Here is a 19,399-nt window from a genome sequence, read left to right on the forward strand (position 1 = left end):
AGCGGAGAAACCGAACTATACGGACCATCCCCACACCCGTCAACACCTTCCTGCAATATTTCCTCTTCTTCTGCATCAAATCCCTGATTCAAAAGCAATCTTTTGTGACAGAAAAATGTCCGGACAGATTTTCCCGCTTTTAACCCCCGTGTTTACACCCTTTTAGCGCCCTCTGGCCGATGGCTTGCACCACATTGGCACATCTCTCTAGCCGCCCTGGCGCTATATATCTATCTGAATGCACATGATCAGCCACGACTGATGACCTGATGTCCTGGCTGGAACGGCGTTTGCTTTTACAAGATTCATCCAACGGGCGAGGAGCCAGTCATGGCCGGGCAATATTCGTGGGAATCTATCGACGTGCATTTGCTGCGTGTACTGCACGCATTGCTGACCGAGTGCAGCGTGTCAAATGCTGCACGCCGGCTTAATCAATCCCAGCCCGCGGTGAGCACTGCCTTGCGGCGCCTGCGCGACATGCTGGGTGATCAGTTACTGGTGCGTAGCCGCAATGGCATGACGCCGACCGAGCGGGGCAAAGCATTACTGGAGCCGGTGAAGATAGCCCTGCAGCAGATCGAGACGATTGCCATGCAGCAGGTGAATTTTGATGCAGCGCTCTCCCGCCGCATCTTTAATATTGCGACGCCGGATTATCTGAACGCCACGCTCATTGGTGAAATCGTGGCCCGCTTGCGCAAGCTGGCACCGCAATCGCAAGTGGCCTTCCATTCACTGGGGCAGGATTACGATTATGTGCGCGCTCTGGAGAACGGCGATCTGGATGCGGTTATTGGCAACTGGCCCCAACCGCCAGAACACCTGCGCATGCTGCCTTTGTTTGAAGATGAAGTGGTTTGTCTGATGCGAGAGGGCCACCCACTGGCAGGCCGCAAGCTCACCATCGCCGAATATGCCGAAGCCGAGCATCTGGTGCCCAACCCGTATTCGGTGGGTCAACGGGGGGTGATTGATCTGCACCTTGCGCGTGAACGGCTCAAGCGCAACGTGGTCGCCTACGTGCCTTACTTCAATCTGGTGCCTTATCTATTAATGCAAACGGAGATGATTTTCTCCGGGCCACGCATGTTCGCAGAATACTTCTGTAATCACATGCCGCTGGCCATGTCGCAAGCCCCCATCGAATTCCCCCGCATGCAGTTCTATATGTTGTGGCACGACCGTAGTCACCATGGCGACGAGTGCCGCTGGTTCCGTGAGCAGGTTGCCACCGTGGCGCGCAACTATGGCGCCACCATGCTTGAGGCGCGGGCAAAGCAATTGGCCGCGTAATTCATCTATTCACCGGAAAGGCGCTGAGCCAGACGCAAAGCTGCAATGCGGTCAATCTGGTTCAGTGCCTCTGCCTGTTCTGTCGGTGCATCGTGCGTCAGTCGTTCCTGCATGCGGGAAATGATGGCCGTACGGTCAAGTCCGCGTACAGCGATCACGAACGGAAAACCAAATTTCTGCTGCCACGCCGTATTGAGCAACTGGATCTGCGCAAACTCTTGCGGCGAGCACTGATCCAGTCCGGCGCCGGTTTGTTCTGATCTGGAGTCTTGCGTTAGCTCACCTCGCACTGCAGCCCGACCGGCCAGTTCCGGATGGGCGCGGATCAGTGCCAGTTGTTGATCTACACCGGCCGAACGCATGCAATAACTCATCGCTGCCAAAAGGGCATCCGTGGTTGCAAATGGCCGCGCTGACCATGCGCCTTGGGCCACCCAGGGTGAGTGTTCGTATAAATCCCCCAATGCGGCCACAAAGTCTGACTGCGACATGGCAGATAACGCTGTCAGTGAGTAAATGACTGCCATACAAACTCCGGGTGTGCGGGGTGCTTCAACTGTATGTGCCGGCCAGCCCCGACAACAAGGCGATGTGCTTTATATAGCTCTTGCGCCTGGCCATATGAACGCGCCCGGCCGTGGCTCCCACAGCTATCTGGGGTACGGCATAGTCGTTATGCCGCACAGCCTGTCGGGCACCGGCCCATGTGGCTTCTATAATCGACTACGTCTTCCCACAATCTGGCAGGCATATGGGCAAGCTCTCGGTTCATGTTCTGGATACAGCACACGGGCAGCCTGCGGGTGGCATGCGCTTGCGATTATTGCGCATCACATCCGCCGGCCCGCAAAGCGTGTTTGAGGGTCACACCAACACAGATGGCCGCCTTGATCAGCCACTGCTAAGCGGAGATCTGCTCACCGCCGGCGTGTATGAACTGCAGTTTGATGTTGCCGCCTATTTCCGGCACCGGCAGGTATCCTTGCCTGACCCACCGTTTCTGGATGTTGTAGTCCTGCGCTTTGGCATTGCCAATCCGGCGGAGAGCTACCACGTACCGCTGTTGGTCTCGCCGTGGAGTTACTCCACCTACCGGGGGAGCTAGGCGCCAATGGATGCCAGTTACCTGATCGAATGCGCCTCTTTGCTGCTGCGCTGGATGCACGTGATCTTTGCCATTGCCTGGGTGGGGTCTTCTTTTTATTTCATCTGGCTGGATAACAGCCTCAAGCCACCGGTTGACCCTGCGCTCATCGAGAAAGGGGTGGGTGGCGAATTGTGGGCCGTCCATGGCGGCGGCTTTTACAACCCGCAGAAATATCTGCTGGCACCGAAAAAACTGCCCGATGAATTGCACTGGTTCAAGTGGGAATCTTATTCCACCTGGCTCTCGGGCTTTTTTTTGATGGGCGTACTGTATTACTCGCAAGCCGCGGTTTACATGATCGATGCCGGCAGCGTGATCCAGACACCCGGTGCGGCAGTCATGACGGGGATCGCCACGCTGGTCATCGGCTGGCTGGTGTACGACGGGTTGTGCCGTTTGTTGTTCAATCGTAGCCCCTTGTTGTTTGGCGCGATCTACTACGGCTTTGTGGTCATCGTGGGGTTGGTGCTGTGCCATCTGTTATCGGGTCGCGCCGCTTTTTTGCACGTCGGCGCGATGATCGCTACGACAATGAGCGCCAACGTGTTTTTCTGGATTATTCCTGGCCAGAAGAAAATGGTGGCGGCCATGCGCGCCGGCCAGACGCCGGAACCGATCCATGGCAAACGCGGCAAGCAGCGCAGTGTCCATAACAACTATCTGGTGTTGCCGGTCATCTTTTGCATGCTGAGCAATCACTACGCTTTTATATATAGCGGCCCACAAGCCGGCCTCACTCTGGCGGTGATTTTGCTGGCCGCAGCGTTAACCCGGCATTTCTTCAATCTGCGGCACAAAGGGATATATAAGTGGCAATACCCGGCAGCCGGGCTGGTTTTGCTCATGATCGTGTTTGTGGCCCACGCCCCCAGCGCGCCACAAGCCGCCGCTCAAGTGCCGCATACCACGACGCTGGGCGACATCCGCCCGATCATCACCAACCGTTGCCTGGCCTGTCATTCAGAGAAACCGACCAAAATGCCTGCGGCACCCAACGGCATCAAATTTGATACTGACGAAGCGGTACTGGCCAATGCACCCAAAATCTATCAACAAGTCGTTCAGATGAGAGCCATGCCGCTTGGCAATTTAACTGGCATGACCGATGACGAACGTGTGCAAATTGGCCGGTGGTTTAAGGATGGGGCGAAATAATCGTCCAGATCAAAACAGTGCGCCCAGAATCATGACCAGCCCCAACATCGAAACGACCCACGCCAGCGAACGTACCCAGCGCACGCCAAAGGCATACAACGGCAGATAGATCACGCGGGACCAGAAATAAAGCTGGCACCCCAATGCGGTCTGCGCAGACTCCCGCGCCATCACATGCGCCAGCAAAACGGCTACCGCAAAGAATGGCCAGGTTTCCATATAGTTACGCTGCGCACGCGCCAACCGTCCGGCAAGCCCGTATTGCGGCTGACCTTCGTCACGCGGGCCGGCAGTCCACATCACGCCCTCTGTTTTGAGGATCACGCAGGCATAGGCCATCAGGTGAACGAGCCCCAACGCGATACTCCAGACGAGCCACTGCAATTCCAGATTCATGTGAGTTCCTTGTTCATTGGCGCACCGTCAGACATCTCTGGCAGGGCAACCATCGTTGCGCCGGGCCGCAAAACATGGATCGACGCGCCATACTGCACTTTAGCGCGGCGCCTGCCGCATCCTGAAAAGGAATGCACCATGTTGCTTGAAGGTTCCTGCCAGTGTGGCGCGGTCAGTTTTACTGTCGAATGCCCTCACCCCTTACCCTATCAACGGTGTTATTGCAGTATTTGCCGCAAAACCCAAGGGGGTGGCGGCTATGCCATTAACCTGGGCGCGCTGGCCGATACACTCAATATTCATGGGCGCGAACACATCCGGATGTACCACGCCCGCGTGAAAAATCCGGAAGACGCGCACGCCCATATCAGCAGCGGTGAACGTCATTTTTGCGGCGAATGCGGCACAGCGCTGTGGGTGTATGACGCGGAATGGCCTGAGCTGATCCACCCGTTTGCTTCCGCCATTGATACGCCATTACCCAAAACGCCAGAAACCGTGCACATGATGCTGGAGTTCAAACCGGGCTGGGTAGACGTGAACTTCAAACAACAAGACCAGAAGTTCCAGCGTTATTCCAGAGAGTCGATTGCCGAATTCCACGAGCGCGTGGGCGGCGTATCGCCACCATCAGGCGAGGCCGAACGTGGTGACTGAGCGGGTTATTTGCGAATCCAGCCCACAGACAATACATAGCGACTGCCACCCTCGACGCGCGTAACACTGTGCTCGCAAGCGTCCGGGCGAAACAACTTGATGCGGCGCGTCGCGTAAATCGGCGTGGCACATACGAACTCGCCGCCAGCCTGGGGTGACTTGAGAATGATGTTCAAGCGGTAATGGCGCCCGTCCTGAACAGGATCGGTATGTGGCGGAATATACGCGCCGTCCGGATAGCGGATCAGGTAGCTATCAAACGGAATGGGCCAGCGCGCTGTGAACAACAACATCTTGTCATAGCCAGAACCCTGGCGGCCGCGCTGCCAGCGAAACGCAGTGGACAGATAACCACGCCAGCGCGCGGTACGCGTTGTAGCGAAGCTCAATGCGCGCGTTGTCCCAAGATGTAGGTCGCTACTACGCAGCGCTCATCGCCCAGCGTGGTCATCGCAAACAAACGTTCGGCCAGGGTGTGGGCACGTTCCATCCGGAAAGCCAGTTCTGGTGTGGCATCCAGCTTGAGGACGATAAAGTCCCCCTCCCGCCCCGAGGCGAAATTACCGATGAATTGATCCAGATACAGCGCCCGCGCGCCACCCAGTGTTGCCAGATACCAGCCACGCATGGGCGAAAGCGGATGATGCCGCGCCTGCGACACTTTGTAGGCCTCTGCCAGCGTGCGGATCATGCTCAAAGACGTACCGCCGCCGACATCCGTCGCCAACCCGACGCGCACCCCAGCGCCAGCGACACTTTGGTAGTCGAACATGCCACTACCCAGAAACAGGTTGGACGTCGGACAGAATGCGGCAGCCGTCCCGGTTGCTGCCATGGCGGCCTGTTCACGCCCGGTCAGATGAATACAGTGGCCATAGATAGTGCGCGGGCCGGTCAGGCCGAAGTGCTCGTAGACGTCGAGATAATCACGCTGTTGCGGGAACAACTCGGCCACCCAAGCGACTTCTTTGTCGTTTTCCGCCAGATGCGACTGCACATGCAAATCCGGCTTTGAACGATACAACTCACCGGCAATGGTGAGCTGTTCTGGCGTCGACGTGGGTGCAAAACGCGGCGTGACGGTATAGCGCAACCGACCCTTCCCGTGCCACCGGCTGATCAGGTCAGCACTGTCACGACCGGATTGCTCTGCGGTGTCACGCACTTCGGGCGGGCAGTATCTATCCATCATGGCCTTGCCGCAGAGCATGCGCAGACCACGGCGATCTGCTTCGGCCATAAAAGCATCAACGGATTGCGGATGCACACTACCAAACACAGACGCCGTGGTAGTGCCGTGAGCCAGCAGGCGATCAATCACAAATTTTGCCGTTACCCGGGCGACCTCCGGATCTGCAAACGCGGCTTCGGCGGGGAAGGTGTAATCGTTCAGCCAGTCCAGCAGGCGGCAGCCAAAAGAGCCGATCATGCCAGCCTGAACGTAATGCATATGGGTATCGATCAGGCCAGGCAGAATCAGGTGGCCGCTGTGATCCGCCCAGGTGGCATGGTCCCGCGCAGCGGCCGGAATATCCCCCAGTTGCTGCCAGTGCCCCGTGCCTTGCACAAAGCCGTCTGCCAGCCAGAGATAGCCATCATCCAGATACTCGAATGCCTCCGCATCCGGGTACTGCGCGGGGTCCTGCAAGAAATGCAGGATGCTGCCACGGACGATGAAATGAGCGGGAGATGCCATATAGATATGATAAATGGATTCAAGTCACAGTGGGCGCAATCCAGGCCGCAAGATGGCTGGACATGCTCAGAGGCGCTCTGGGGAAAGGCTCGAGGGCGGATCGACCAGTGAGTGATCGTTAGAAGTGTGCGCCAGCCGGCGGCCCAGCACCTGCCGCCGCTCCCGGACTTGCAACAGTTGCGCAGCCACGGCGATGGCAATGGCGGCGGGTTCTTTGGCGGTAATGCCGGACACACCGATCGGACAGATCATGTCTTTGAAACGTTCCGGCGACACGCCGCGATCCCGCAGGCGGTGTTCGAAGGTGGCGCGTTTGCTATGCGAACCAATCATGCCAAAGTAATCAAAGTCATCGCGCTTGAGGATGGCCTGGCACAGCTCAAAATCCAGCGAGTGGTTATGCGTCATCAGCAGAAAACAACTGCCGGGCGCGGCTGCGGCGATCTCGGACTCAGGCGTGTCAGTCGCCATGCACTGCACATTATCCGGCCAGGCACTCTGGTCGCCAAACAGGTCTTCCCGCTCATCAATCCAGAACAGTTTGATGCCCAATGGTGCCAGCACATGAACCAGCGCGGCACCCACATGCCCGGCGCCGACCAACATCACGGTGAAAGGGAATGGCAGCCAGGTTTGCGTCAGCGACCACATTTTGAGATCGCCCTCCAGTTGTGTGGTGGCAACGTGCCCGGCAGCGGGCGCGCATTGCCAATCTGAACCGTGACTGGGGCTTTGTAACTGCCGCGTGACGACAAGACCCTCACGCAGCGCCAGTGCCCGTTGTTGCCACGCCGGGGCGTCAGCAACGAGGATGCGTTCCAGCACCAGCCAGACCACACCGCCGCAGCACTGACCCAGTTTCGCGCCCAGGCTAAACCGCAGCAACGCTTGTGGCGAGCCACCCGCCAGCAACACACGCGCCATGGCAATGGCTTCCCATTCCAGATGACCACCGCCAATGGTGTCATGCGTGTCGTCCACCCCAACCAGCATCACCGTGCCGGCATCACGCGGGGTAGAGCCCTCGGCGCGGGCCACCGTCACCAGCACCTGATCCTTTCCCTCGGCCAATCGCTGCGCAAGTTGCTGCATCCAGTGGCTCATGCGGCCTCCCGCCCTTGTTTCAGGGCGCGCAAGATGCTCTCCGGCGTGGCAGGCGCAATCAATGGTGGCCGGCTGCCCGAGCCACACCCGGCGGCGATGGCATCACGCACAGCAAAGAAAACAGACAACGCCAGCATCAGTGGCGGCTCACCGACGGCTTTGGAACGATAGATGGATTCCTCCACGTTCTCGCCGTCGTACAAGGCGACGTTAAAGACGTCCGGGACATCGAAACCCGTAGGGATCTTATAAGTGGAGGGCGCATGACTATTCAGCCTCCCGCGATGCGCGCCCGCCTGTTGCCAACATAACTCCTCAGACGTCAGCCAGCCCATGCCCTGAATGAAGCCCCCCTCGATCTGGCCGGTATCCAGCGCCGGATTAATGGAGCGTCCCACATCGTGCAGGATATCCGCGCGCAGTAGCTTCATTTCACCGGTCAGCGTATCTATCGCCACTTCGCTCACTGCCGCACCATAAGCAAAGTAATAAAACGGCCGCCCCGTACGGGTGGCGGCATCCCAATGAATTTTTGGGGTCCGGTAATAGCCATCGCTCCACAACTGGACGCGCGCGGCATAGGCACGGCGGGCGATATCGGCAAAGTCTTCTGAGAACCCGGGCGCGTAAACGCAGCCATCAGCAAAGCGGACTTCATCCGCCTGGCAATTGCACATTTGTGCCACCAACGCCGCAAGGCGGCCACGAACGGTCACGGCGGCAGCATAGACCGCTTGACCATTGATATCCGTGCCACTTGATGCAGCAGTGGCCGAGGTGTTGGGCACACGGGATGTATCTGTCGCGGTAAAACGGATATCTGTCGGCGGCAACCCGAACACTTCTGCCACGATCTGGCGGATTTTGGTGTACAGCCCCTGTCCCATTTCGGTCCCGCCGTGCGTCACCAGGACGGTGCCATCGGCATACACCATGACGACGGCGCCGGCTTGATTGAACAGCGTGGCATTGAATGAGATACCAAACTTCACCGGCGTCAGCGCCAGCCCGCGTTTAATAACCGGGCTATTGGTGTTGAACGTCGTAATGGCTTTGCGTCGCGCGTGGTAATCACTGGATTCAATCAATTGCGCGAGCAACTGCGGCAGAATGTTGTCTTCCACTTTCATGCCGTAGTGGGTCAGGTTGCGCTCGCTCCCCGTGCTCGGGCCATAGAGATTGCGCTGACGGACCACGACCGGGTCAAGCCCAAGGTGGCGAGCCACATCGTCCATGATGCTTTCAATCATGAACATGCCCTGAGGACCACCGAAACCTCTGAATGCCGTGGCAGAGACGGTGTTCGTTTTGCAACGCAGACTACGGATGGCCACTGCGTCCAGGTAATACGCGTTATCCAGGTGACACAAGGCACGATCGTTCACGGGGCCTGACAAATCCGCCGAGAACCCGCAGTTGGAGGCCAGTTCAATTTTGACGCCCAACAGCATGCCGTCATCTTCAAAACCCGCCTCCCAGTGGCACAGGAAAGGATGGCGCTTGCCGGTGATGGAGATGTCATCATCCCGATCCAGCCGCAGTTTGACCGGATGCCCCGTCTGCCAGGCCAGGAGCGCCGCCAGACAAGCCCACTGGCCCGATTGCGACTCTTTGCCGCCAAAGCCGCCACCCAGTCGCCGGCACTCCACGCTCACCTGATGCGAACGCCAGCCCAATGCATGTGCCACCAGGTGCTGCATCTCCGTCGGATGCTGAGTCGAACAATAGACGTGCAGGGTGTCATCGGGCCTGGGCACGGCAAACGCCACCTGCCCTTCCAGATAAAAATGCTCCTGGCCGCCCACTTTGGCAGACCCTGTCAGCCGGTGGGTTGCCGTGGCCAGCGCGTTGGTCACGTCACCACGTGCCATATCAGCGGGCGGCAGTACCCAGGATTGCGCGGCGATGGCTTCATCCATGTCCAGAATGGCGGGCAGCGACTCATATTCAATCTTCGCCAGCCGCGCCGCGCGGCGGGCAATATCGTGCGAGCGCGCCGCAACCGCAAACAGCGGCTGACCATAAAACTGGATATCGTGATCCGCCAGGATAGGCTCATCATGAACGACCACACCGCAATTATTGGCCCCAGGAATATCACTGGCCATGATGACTGCCTGCACGCCTGGATACGCCCGCACCGCATCCAGTTCCATCCGGATTACCCGGCCATGGGCAATGGTTGAGAGGCCCAGCGCGGCGTGCAATGTGCCGGTCAGTTCTGGCAGATCATCGGTGTAAGTGGCCGTGCCGGTGACATGAAGCGCAGCGCTCTCATGCGGCAATGATTTACCCACGCTTTGTTGGGTGGCCACAGGCGGGCCGGGATCGCGCTGGATGTTCATGCGCTAACCTCATGAATCTGGCCAATCCGGGTCATTGCCACACCAGCACCGGTTTCCAGCCAGAAACGCCGCAACAGATTAGCGGCAACCTCTTTACGGTAGTCCGCGCTGGCGCGTAGATCGCTCAGAGGCTGATAGTCATCAGCCAGCGCAAGGACGGCCGCTTCGGCAGTGTCGATGTTCCAGCGCTGGCCAATCAGCGCCATCTCGGCATTGGGCGCTCGCTTGGGCGTGGCGGCCATCCCGCCAAACGCAATGCGGGCATCCATGATTTGCCCATGCAGATCAACTTGCAGCATGAAGGCACCACATACAGCAGAGATATCCTGCTCGAAGCGTTTGGAGACTTTCCATGTGCGGAACAACCGTCCACGTGACGGGGCATCGGGGACGCAGATTTTTTCGAGTATCTCGCCGGGTGCCAGCGCATTCTGTTGATACCCCAGATAAAACGCCTCGATCGGCATCTCCCGGCGGTAGTCTCCGCCCCACAACACCAGCCGGGCACCCAGCACCATCAGCGCCGGCATGCTGTCGCCGATCGGCGAGCCATTCACAATATTGCCGCCCAGCGTACCCGCGTTACGTACCGGCACGGAGGCAAAGCGCCGCGCCAGTTCCAGCCATTGCGGCTCCTGCTGGATCAATGCAGTGAAGGCATCGGCCAACGCCACACCGGCGCCAATCTCCAGTCCTTTATCGACGGTTTCGATGCGCTTGAGTTCGGGAATCTGCCCGAGATAAATCACGTCGCCCAGGTCACGCAATTGTTTGGTTACCCACAAACCGACATCGGTTGATCCAGCCAGCAACCGGGCTTGCGGGTGTTCCGCGCGGATCAGCAGGAGCTCACTCAGGCGACGTGGGGCAAAAAAGTGATACCCGTGCGATTGATAGTGCAAGGGGGGCAGCAGCGCCAGCCGGGCCAATGCCGCCAGCACAGGCGTGGTGTCGAGCGCTTTGCGCGGCAGCGCGTAGGCCGCTGTGGCCGCCTCCAGAATCGGACGGTATCCGGTGCATCGACACAAATTGCCAGAAATCGCATCAATGACAGCCTCACGCCCCGGACAGGTCGGTGCGTTCTGATACATGGCCCACAGGCTCATCACAAAACCAGGCGTGCAGAACCCGCATTGCGAACCATGACACGTCACCATGGCTTGTTGCACCGGATGCATATGCGCGGGTGTACCGACGTCTTCGACGGTAAACAGCGCTTTACCATCCAGGGTTGGCAAGAACTGAATGCAACTGTTCACCGCACGCAACCGCAATTCGCCATCCACCGTTTCACCCAGCACGACGGTGCAGGCGCCGCAATCACCCTCTGCACATCCCTCTTTGGTGCCTGAGCAATGCATGTCCTCCCGCAGGTGCTGCAGCACTGTACGTGTGGGCGTGGCGTTGTCCACTTTGTGGATCTGGCCGCGATACCAGAACTGGATGGCGCGAGTGCTCATGAAACGGGCTCCGCCCTTTGGTTGAGGGAAAGGATGATTTCAATCTATCACTTCACAACACAATGGCTGCCCCGCCTGGGCGTATAACCGTTATTCGGTTGCGACCATGTCCCGACTGGGCATGGCATTCCCGACGAGAGTATCGGCATCGGACCAGGCCTGGATCGATGCGGGAAATCACAGCGCGGGCGGCCTGACCGGGGCGTGACCTGCGCATTGGTCCGCCGCGAAAGCGCTCGCCGTTTTGTTCATTGCACGACACACGTCGGTGCCAACAGGACGATTTTTGCACACGCGTCAATCCGCCGTTGCCACAATGACGCATGCATAACCATTACATAAAATATACGTTGACCAATCAGGCCGGCAGCTAAAGCCGGAACAAAGCATGACGAGCCCCGCCTTTCTGATCGCTGTAACGGCATTGCTCAATTTCATGATGCTGCTGGTGCTGCTGTCGCTGCGTCGCAGCGGCCTGCCCGGCGTCCGTGAATGGTTGTGGGCTAACGTCCTGGAGCTGGCTGCACTGGGTTGCTACCTGGCCACACCGCTCGGTATGCCTGTTATTCCCATCATTCTGGGCAACGCACTGCTGGGCGCAGCGATCTGCGGTTTTTATGCGGGTTGCCGCCGCTTCTTGCAGTTGAGTGTGCCCGTTCGCCCATTGTTGATCAGTCTCGTTGTTTACATGATCATCCTGGGCTTCCTGCGCTTTTATGTCGACTACCTCCATCTGCGGGTGGTGCTGACTTCCATTTACCACGGCACGCTGGATGCGCTGATCGGCTACACCATTCTGCGTCATCATCCTAAAACCCGCGCCACCCACGGACATGACTTCACCGGGGGGTTCGCGGTATTGCTGGCGTTTGGCTATCTGGTGCGCGGCATACTCTACCTGCAGCACCCGGAGTTGAAATACTGGTTCAACGATAGCTCCGCCCTTAATTTGACTTTCCTGGCACTGGGGGCTGTGGTGATCCCGGGGCTGACCATGGGCGCGGTCGTCATGGCGCACGACGCCATTCTGACGGCATCTGAAGAAGTCGCCAGCCGGGATTTTCTGACCAATGCGCTCTCACGCAAGGCGTTTATTGAGCAAGCAACACGCCAGATGGCGACGGCAGCGCGCACCGGGCGACCGGTCTCTTTGTTGTTGCTGGACATTGATCACTTCAAATCCATTAATGATCGCTTCGGGCATGCCGTGGGTGATGAAGTCCTGCGTGATTTCACCCTGATCATGCACAGCGCTTTGCGCGCGGCAGACTGCCTGGGCCGACTAGGCGGTGAAGAGTTCGGTCTGTTGCTTTATGGGGCCAGCCCCGCCGAAGCCCGCTCGATCTCCGAGCGCCTGCGCGCGCTGGTTGAGGCCAACACGGTCCGCATTGGCGACAATCTGACGGCTTACACCATGAGTGGCGGACTGGCACACTGGTCGGCGGAAGAAAGTCTGCAAGAACTCACCCTGCGGGCAGACACCGCGCTGTATCAAGCCAAAGACGCCGGCCGCAACTGTATTGTGATCTCGCAACCCATGTCTCCAACGTCTCCGCCCGAGCACGCGCACTAAGCCGGCCTGTCTAGACAACCGCATGCTATATTGCGGCGTCACCCCGTCTGAGTCTGCCATGCCTGTCCAACGCCCCGCGCCTGCCTATGCCCGCATCAAGGACTACGTGCGGCGGCAGATCGAAACCGGTACCTGGCCCGCCGGCAGCGTGATCCCTTCCGAGCATGATCTGGTCAGGCAATTTGGCGTTTCCCGCATGACCGTGCACCGGGCATTGCGTGAACTGACCGCAGACCATGTGCTTCATCGCGTGCAGGGCGCGGGCACGTTTGTGAACCCCAAACGTTACCAATCAACTCTGATCGAAATCCGTAGCATTGCAGCAGAGATTGAAAGCCGCGGCGACATCCACACCAGCCAGGTTTTGCTGCTGGAACGTACCACAGACGTGACCGCCCTGACCGCCTTGGGCCTCGCTGCCACAGACTACGCCTACCACTCCTGTATGGTGCATTTCGAGAACAACGAGCCCATCCAGGTCGAAGATCGCTACGTCAACCCGCACCTGTACCCGCGTTATCTGGAGCAAGATTTCGAGCATCTCACGCCCAGTGACTACATGACGCGGGAGGCGCCGCTGCAACGCGCCGAATACGTCATCACCGCGCGCCTGCCCGATGCCGTCATCCGCCAGCACCTGCGCATGCCAGCGGGTGATCCGTGTCTTGTCTTGCAGCGGCGCACCTGGGCGCATGAGCAAATCGCTACCGATGTCACCCTGTGGCACCCCGGTGCACGGTTTCAGTTCTCTGGTTCTTTCTAGCGCAGCAACACCATTTACCAGATCGCCGCGACCGTCTTGGGCAACCCCGGTAAAATGCCTCACTCCGCCCGCAATACCCTGATTATCAAAGCCCATGAATCTTGACCACCTGAACCCGCCGCAACGCGCCGCAGTGAAATACCTGGACGGCCCCTGCCTTGTGCTGGCGGGCGCGGGATCGGGCAAGACGCGGGTGATTACGCAAAAAATCGCCTACCTGATTACCGCCGCGCAGATGGACGCGCGCAATATCGCCGCCATCACGTTTACCAACAAAGCCGCGCGCGAAATGAACGAACGCGTCGCCACCTTGTTGCCGCCGGACAAACTACGCGGGCTGACGGTGAGCACGTTTCACTCGCTGGGCATGCGGATCTTGCGGGAAGAAGCAAAGCATCTGGGCTACAAACCCCAGTTCTCGATCCTGGATAGTGGCGATCAGTGGAAAATCATTTCTGACATTCTCACCACCACCGACAAACAACTGATCCGCACCACGGTCTCGCGCATTTCGATGCTCAAAGCAGACCGGGTATCGCCAGATAAAGCCTTGCTGGGCGCAGATTCTGAGGGCGAGTTGCATCTGGCCAAGGTCTACCGCCAGTATCAAGACACCTTGCAAGCCTACCAGGCCGTGGACTTTGATGACCTGATCCGCTTGCCGGTGGACTTGTTTGCCCAGGAAGCAGAGGTCTGCGCCAAGTGGCAACAGCGCCTGCGTTATCTGTTGATTGATGAATACCAGGACACCAACAACACCCAATACGAGCTGCTCAAGCAGTTGACGGGGGCCGCCGGCAAATTTACTGCGGTGGGCGATGACGACCAGTCGATTTATGCCTGGCGAGGTGCCAATGTAGAAAACCTGGCGCTGCTCAAGACGGACTTTCCGAGTCTGGAACTGATCAAGCTGGAGCAAAACTACCGTTCTGTCGCACGCATTCTGAAGTGTGCCAACGCCGTGATCAGCAACAACCCCAAGCTATTTGAGAAAACACTCTGGTCTGATCTGGGGATTGGCGACCCCATTCAGGTGATCGAGGCCAAGAGCGAAGAAGCCGAGGCTGAGATGGTTGCCATGAACATGCTCAACCACAAGTTTCTGAACAACACCAAGTTCAGTGACTACGCCGTGCTGTACCGCGGCAACCACCAGGCGCGGATTATCGAAACGCAACTGCGTGAACACCGCATTCCCTACGTCATGGCGGGCGGCCAGTCATTTTTTGATCGCGCCGAAATCAAGGATGTCTTGTCTTACCTGCGCCTGATTGCCAACGAGGACGATGATCCGGCGTTCATCCGCGCCATTACCACGCCCAAACGCGGCGTCGGCAATGTCACGCTGGAACGCTTGGGCGCCTACGCCAACCAGCGCCAGATCTCGTTATTCACGGCGGCATTTGAGGAAGGCTTTGTTCATCAGGTACAGCCGCAGCAATACGAGCCGCTGCACACCTTCTGCGACTTCATCAACCGCATGCAGCCGCGCGCCGCGCGCGAAGACGCTGGCTCGGTATTGGCAGAGCTCTTACAGTCTATTGATTACGAAACCTGGCTTTACGACAGTGATGACCCCAAACCTGCCGAGGCGAAGTGGAAGAACGTGCAGGACTTTGTTGGCTGGGTCAAAAAACACGGCGAAGACAAGGGCAAGAACCTCATTGAGGTGACACAGACCATTGCCCTGATCACCATGCTGGAAGGCCGTAACGAAGAAGAAGTCGATGCCGTACGCATGTCTACGCTGCATGCGTCCAAGGGTCTGGAATACCCGCATGTGTTCTTGATTGGCTGCGAGGAAGACATCTTGCCGCACGCCAACTCCATTGAGTCCGGCATGGTGGAGGAAGAACGCCGCTTGATGTACGTGGGCATCACCCGTGCGCAGCGCTCACTGACGATCAGTTATTGCGGTAAACGCCGCCGTGCGGGTGAGTGGCAGATCGTGGAACCATCACGCTTTTTGCGCGAACTACCGCCAGATGAAATCCGCGTTATTGGCCGATTGGCGCCCGACAAAGGCCAGAATCAGGTCACCAAAACCGAAGGCCGCGCCACGCTAGCCGGATTGATGAACAAGCTGGGCAGCATGTAAAACCACCGGCAAATGTGCAAGAATATCGCAACAGCATAAGTGTTGATTCAGATACAAAGCTGTAAAAGCGCTACTTAGCTGTTACATTAAAAGCATAGATGCAGCCTATTTGAAGCCGTCAGCGGACCCGCCCATGAACTCTATTGTTTCCAGCGCCCTTGTCGCCTACGCACCCAGTCTTGTGACGAGCGTAGGTTCACTGCCTGTGCGGGCAGTCGCAGAAACCGTCGGCGCTGCCGCCACGGTGGTGGGCACGGCGGTGTCGGCGATTGGCAGCGGCGTTTCTGCCGTGGGTAGTGGTATCAGCACGATCGGGCGGGCGATTGATACCTACGTTTGAACCTTGGCGACAAGGGATATAAAAAAACCGGCTATTGCCGGTTTTTTTATATCCCTGCCGCACATCCTCACAAACATGAATGCAGTGCAGACACTCGAAATGAACAAGAAATCTCTCACCGGCTTTTATCTCTTTGCGGCGCTCTTCATGGTGTTCTCTTTGCCTGGGCCAGACATCACATTGCGAGTGCCTCCGCTGATTTCGCTTTTGCTATTCCTGACCTTTTTTTTGATCCCTGCAAATACCCTGATATTCATCATCAAAAAGTCTGCCAGGGAGCACACGGGCGCTCTGGCCATCCTGTTTGGACGGGATATAGTCCAGTTTCTATTACGGTTTCTGACACTGTGCCTTGTCGCCCTATTTGGTGTCGCTTTTTATGCCGTGATCTCTACCGGACACGCAGTTCATCCAGCAAATACGGATTACAGACTCTTTGACCTGCTGCGAATGTCCGTTTTCGCCGTTGCCATGTGTGGGGCGCTCATTTACCAGCTGTTTTTCTGGAAAACACCTGCGGCGCAACAGGTTGGATAGCTGCCGCATGGGTGTTGCAAACCCGATACCCGATTGATCAAAAACAGGAAGGGAAATGGGGCAAACGTTAGGTAGTCAGGCGTTCGGTGTCTGGTATGACATCATTGGGTGGTTCATTGGCGCGGCATTTTTCTTTTATTACGCGGTAGCCGTCAAGAACATGCCGCCAGCGAGAAAAGAGAAACTGCCCAACTTTCTTCACAAGCCCGGTGTGTGTGTCGCACTCGGGCTGTTTCTGGCTGCGCTCGGCGCAGGAAAATGGCTTGGCTGGTTTTGAAGTTCCATGCAAAAAATGCCCCGTTTCTTTCGCAACGGGGCATTTTTTGATACTGACTTCAAATAGGGACTGCGGGGCCCTTAATCCTTCTCAAACAGCGCCATCGACTCCACATGCCCCGTATGCGGGAACATGTTCACCACGCCAGCGGATTTGAGCTTGTAGCCCTTCACGTTGACCAGCACGTTGGCATCACGCGCCAGGGTAGACGGGCTACAGGACACATACACAATGCGCTTGGGGCCGTGCTCGGCGCTGATGGATTTAACCAGCTCCATGGCGCCATCGCGCGGCGGGTCGATCAACATTTTGTCGAAATGACCGAGTTTATCCAGCCATTCTTCGGTCATTTCAAACAGATTGGCCACCTTGAAATCGGTCAGGTGTTCCAGCTTGTTGAAACGAGCGCCTTCAAAGGCGCGATCGACCAATTGTTGCAGGCCTTCCATGCCCAGCACTTTGGCACCACGGCGGGCGATCGGCAGCGTGAAATTGCCAAGACCACAGAACATGTCGGCGATGACTTCACCGGGTTGCGGGTCAAGCAAACGCATGGCGCGATCCACCATCACGCGGTTGACCGCGTGGTTGACCTGGGTGAACTCGGTCGGCTTGAATGGCATGGTGATGCCGTACTCTGGCAGCTCGTAAGTCAGCGCGGGAGCGTCTTTAGGGTACAGCGGGTACGCGGTATCCGGGCCCTTGGGTTGCAGCCAGATCTGGACATTCCATTGATCGGCGTAGGCTTTGAAGTGGGCTTCGTCAGCCTCGGTGATCGCATCCATATTGCGGAACACGAAAACGGTCACGTTCTCGCCGATGGCCAGTTCAATCTGCGGCATCCGGTTAAAGATAGAAAGCTTGCCAACCAGTTCACGCAGCGGCACCAGCTGATCCGAGATGAACTTGGGCAGCACATGGCATTCGGTCATGTCCGCAATGAAAGACGAGCGCTTTTCGTGAAAGCCGACCAGCACGCCACCTTTTTTGGCGACGTCACGCACAGAGAGTCGCGCGCGATGGCGGTACCCCCACTGCGGGCCGTAAATGGCCGGCAAGAGGGTTTCGGTCTTCACGTTGCCGATGCGTTCGAGATTATCTTCCAGCACGCGTTGCTTGGCCGCGACCTGTGCGGTGAACTCCATATGCTGCAAGGAACAGCCACCACACACTCCAAAGTGCGGGCACTTGGGCCTGGTGCGCATAAAGCTTTCAGTGTGAATCTGCATCGCCTGCGCGTTTTCGAAGTTAGGCTTTTTGCGATACGTGTTGTAGGTGACGGTCTCAAACGGCAACGCGCCATCGACAAAAATGGTCTTGCCTTCAACACGGGCAACACCGTGACCTTCGTGGTCCAGCGATTCAATTCGGGCTTGCGGCATGGTGGTATCTGGAAACAGCCTGACAAAACAGACGATTATACCGTGACCGGCCGCCTTGTCTTTACAGAACATGCCCTGCCGCGCGTATAAAAAAACCGGCGCCGCAGCGCCGGTTTTTTTTCGGTGTCCGTCCCTGCGCCTCAGAAGCGCAGGTTTTTGGGCAACCAGTCGTCACGCGGGGGCATATCGCCAGACTTGCTGAATGCAATGCCATCGGGCTTCACCGGCAGATAAATCCGCCCGGTCAGCTTGTAGGTCGGTGCCTCATCGCCCTTGAGTGCGCGCAGTTGTTTGACCAGTTGCGCAATATTGCTCACCACTTCGATATGGAGCGTCACTTCACCCAGCGCCGGAATGGTGACTTGTTCGTTGGAAACCCCCTGCGCCATTTCAATGCCATTGACCGACAAACGCGCGTCAAGACCCGACACAGCGACAGAGATATTGTTGGGGTTTTGCACCGTCAGAGCCAATACAAAGCGCTGCTGGAAGAACGTGGCATCTTTGAGCGTGAAACCCGCCAGGGAAATCCGCGGTTTTTCCCAGCTCATGGGCAAACCGCTGCAACCGGCCAGCGTGAACATCAACAGCGCCAGCACAACGGAGATCACACGGCGCATGTTGGTCACTCCCCGGCCAACAATTTGAAGCGTTCAGCGATATCGCCTTCCATGGGCAGTGCGCCTTGCACATCCGCATGAATCACCGCGACGGTGACATCTGCCTCCGCCACGACCTTGCCGTTATCTGCGCGGACAATGCGCTGTTCCACAATCACGTGGCGCTCACCCATCGGACCTGAGCGGGTTTCAACGACCAGCAGATCACCCATGCTGGCCGGGCGCTTGTAGCGGATATCAATGCGGCTGACGACCAGCGCATACTGGCGCTGCATGAACCATTCCAGATCGCCGTGAGACTCCATCATTGCCCACCGTGCTTCTTCCAGAAACTCAAGGTATCGCGCGTTGTTCACGTGGCCATACAGGTCGAGGTGATACCCACGGACCTTGATCTCGGTACGAAACGGCATTGCAACTCCGGACAAAATTGTTATGTGTTGGATGTGAACGTCAGCACATCTGAGCGCGGGAACCAATCCATAGAGCATCTGCTCTTTGCTTAATCCTGGCCTGTTAGGGATAATCCCAAGACCATCGGCAACCCATACTT

At 57.7% G+C, this 19,399-nt stretch carries 20 protein-coding genes; 10 read left to right on the plus strand and 10 right to left on the minus strand.

What is annotated here, in order from left to right; all coding sequences use genetic code 11:
• Positions 1 to 330 precede the first annotated feature (330 nt).
• Entirely contained in the window at positions 331 to 1,296 is a 966-nt protein-coding gene (locus IEX44_RS19050; protein WP_188697954.1) for a LysR substrate-binding domain-containing protein, read from the plus strand.
• 5 nt (positions 1,297 to 1,301) lie between these two features.
• Here IEX44_RS19050 and uraD read toward each other — a convergent pair whose 3' ends face one another.
• The gene (gene uraD / locus IEX44_RS19055; RefSeq protein ID WP_188697955.1) at positions 1,302 to 1,823 is read right to left on the minus strand and encodes a 2-oxo-4-hydroxy-4-carboxy-5-ureidoimidazoline decarboxylase; all 522 of its coding nucleotides are present in this window, start codon (positions 1,821 to 1,823) and stop codon (positions 1,302 to 1,304) included.
• A 224-nt stretch (positions 1,824 to 2,047) separates the two neighbouring features.
• Between uraD and uraH the strand changes: the two genes are divergently transcribed.
• Positions 2,048 to 2,401, plus strand: coding sequence for a hydroxyisourate hydrolase (gene uraH / locus IEX44_RS19060; RefSeq protein WP_188697956.1), 354 nt, complete (start codon positions 2,048 to 2,050; stop codon positions 2,399 to 2,401).
• A gap of 6 nt (positions 2,402 to 2,407) precedes the next feature.
• On the plus strand, positions 2,408 to 3,598 hold the full coding sequence (locus tag IEX44_RS19065) for a urate hydroxylase PuuD (RefSeq protein WP_188697957.1): 1,191 nt from the start codon (positions 2,408 to 2,410) through the stop codon (positions 3,596 to 3,598).
• A gap of 9 nt (positions 3,599 to 3,607) precedes the next feature.
• Here the strand turns inward: IEX44_RS19065 and IEX44_RS19070 are convergent, their stop codons facing one another.
• Positions 3,608 to 3,994 (minus strand): MAPEG family protein, encoded by a 387-nt coding sequence (locus tag IEX44_RS19070; protein ID WP_188697958.1) that lies wholly within the window; start codon positions 3,992 to 3,994, stop codon positions 3,608 to 3,610.
• 138 nt (positions 3,995 to 4,132) lie between these two features.
• Here IEX44_RS19070 and IEX44_RS19075 point away from each other — a divergent pair, with 138 nt between their 5' ends.
• The gene (locus tag IEX44_RS19075) at positions 4,133 to 4,651 is read left to right on the plus strand and encodes a GFA family protein (RefSeq protein ID WP_188697959.1); all 519 of its coding nucleotides are present in this window, start codon (positions 4,133 to 4,135) and stop codon (positions 4,649 to 4,651) included.
• A gap of 5 nt (positions 4,652 to 4,656) precedes the next feature.
• Here the strand turns inward: IEX44_RS19075 and IEX44_RS19080 are convergent, their stop codons facing one another.
• The 5 genes from IEX44_RS19080 to xdhA all read right to left on the minus strand — a co-directional run bounded on the left by IEX44_RS19080 (position 4,657) and on the right by xdhA (position 11,256).
• A complete protein-coding gene (locus IEX44_RS19080; RefSeq protein ID WP_229679336.1) occupies positions 4,657 to 5,040 on the minus strand; it encodes a 2OG-Fe(II) oxygenase in 384 nt (127 codons plus the stop codon).
• On the minus strand, positions 5,037 to 6,347 hold the full coding sequence (gene guaD / locus IEX44_RS19085) for a guanine deaminase (RefSeq protein ID WP_188697961.1): 1,311 nt from the start codon (positions 6,345 to 6,347) through the stop codon (positions 5,037 to 5,039). Before guaD ends, IEX44_RS19080 begins: the two co-directional genes overlap by 4 nt.
• 66 nt (positions 6,348 to 6,413) lie before the next feature.
• Entirely contained in the window at positions 6,414 to 7,451 is a 1,038-nt protein-coding gene (gene xdhC, locus IEX44_RS19090; RefSeq protein ID WP_188697963.1) for a xanthine dehydrogenase accessory protein XdhC, read from the minus strand.
• Positions 7,448 to 9,796 (minus strand): xanthine dehydrogenase molybdopterin binding subunit, encoded by a 2,349-nt coding sequence (gene xdhB, locus IEX44_RS19095; protein ID WP_188697966.1) that lies wholly within the window; start codon positions 9,794 to 9,796, stop codon positions 7,448 to 7,450. Before xdhB ends, xdhC begins: the two co-directional genes overlap by 4 nt.
• Complete coding sequence (xdhA, locus tag IEX44_RS19100; protein WP_188697968.1) at positions 9,793 to 11,256, minus strand: xanthine dehydrogenase small subunit; 1,464 nt, start codon at positions 11,254 to 11,256, stop codon at positions 9,793 to 9,795. The genes xdhB and xdhA overlap by 4 nt, the downstream gene beginning before the upstream one ends.
• Before the next feature lie 388 nt (positions 11,257 to 11,644).
• On the opposite strand from xdhA, the gene IEX44_RS19105 reads away from it, so the two are divergent.
• The 6 genes from IEX44_RS19105 to IEX44_RS19130 all read left to right on the plus strand — a co-directional run bounded on the left by IEX44_RS19105 (position 11,645) and on the right by IEX44_RS19130 (position 16,844).
• A complete protein-coding gene (locus tag IEX44_RS19105) occupies positions 11,645 to 12,829 on the plus strand; it encodes a GGDEF domain-containing protein (RefSeq protein ID WP_188697971.1) in 1,185 nt (394 codons plus the stop codon).
• 58 nt (positions 12,830 to 12,887) lie between these two features.
• Complete coding sequence (hutC, locus tag IEX44_RS19110; RefSeq protein ID WP_188697974.1) at positions 12,888 to 13,592, plus strand: histidine utilization transcriptional repressor HutC; 705 nt, start codon at positions 12,888 to 12,890, stop codon at positions 13,590 to 13,592.
• Positions 13,593 to 13,686: 94 nt separating this feature from the next.
• Positions 13,687 to 15,690 (plus strand): UvrD-helicase domain-containing protein, encoded by a 2,004-nt coding sequence (locus IEX44_RS19115; protein WP_188697976.1) that lies wholly within the window; start codon positions 13,687 to 13,689, stop codon positions 15,688 to 15,690.
• A gap of 133 nt (positions 15,691 to 15,823) precedes the next feature.
• Complete coding sequence (locus IEX44_RS19120) at positions 15,824 to 16,030, plus strand: hypothetical protein (RefSeq protein ID WP_188697980.1); 207 nt, start codon at positions 15,824 to 15,826, stop codon at positions 16,028 to 16,030.
• Between the two features lie 99 nt (positions 16,031 to 16,129).
• Positions 16,130 to 16,567: a hypothetical protein gene (locus IEX44_RS19125; protein WP_188697983.1), complete on the plus strand. Its 438-nt coding sequence runs from the start codon at positions 16,130 to 16,132 to the stop codon at positions 16,565 to 16,567.
• A 55-nt stretch (positions 16,568 to 16,622) separates the two neighbouring features.
• On the plus strand, positions 16,623 to 16,844 hold the full coding sequence (locus IEX44_RS19130; protein ID WP_188697986.1) for a hypothetical protein: 222 nt from the start codon (positions 16,623 to 16,625) through the stop codon (positions 16,842 to 16,844).
• A gap of 80 nt (positions 16,845 to 16,924) precedes the next feature.
• On the opposite strand, the gene rlmD is transcribed toward IEX44_RS19130, so the two are convergent.
• From rlmD to IEX44_RS19145, 3 genes are all read right to left on the minus strand, one after another.
• A complete protein-coding gene (gene rlmD, locus IEX44_RS19135) occupies positions 16,925 to 18,226 on the minus strand; it encodes a 23S rRNA (uracil(1939)-C(5))-methyltransferase RlmD (RefSeq protein ID WP_188697989.1) in 1,302 nt (433 codons plus the stop codon).
• Between the two features lie 140 nt (positions 18,227 to 18,366).
• The gene (locus IEX44_RS19140; RefSeq protein WP_188697992.1) at positions 18,367 to 18,846 is read right to left on the minus strand and encodes an LEA/WHy family protein; all 480 of its coding nucleotides are present in this window, start codon (positions 18,844 to 18,846) and stop codon (positions 18,367 to 18,369) included.
• 5 nt (positions 18,847 to 18,851) lie between these two features.
• Entirely contained in the window at positions 18,852 to 19,259 is a 408-nt protein-coding gene (locus IEX44_RS19145) for an acyl-CoA thioesterase (protein ID WP_188697995.1), read from the minus strand.
• Positions 19,260 to 19,399 lie beyond the last annotated feature (140 nt).

The sequence above is a fragment of the Silvimonas amylolytica genome, assembly GCF_014645555.1.
Taxonomy (GTDB): Bacteria; Pseudomonadota; Gammaproteobacteria; order Burkholderiales; family Chitinibacteraceae; genus Silvimonas; species Silvimonas amylolytica.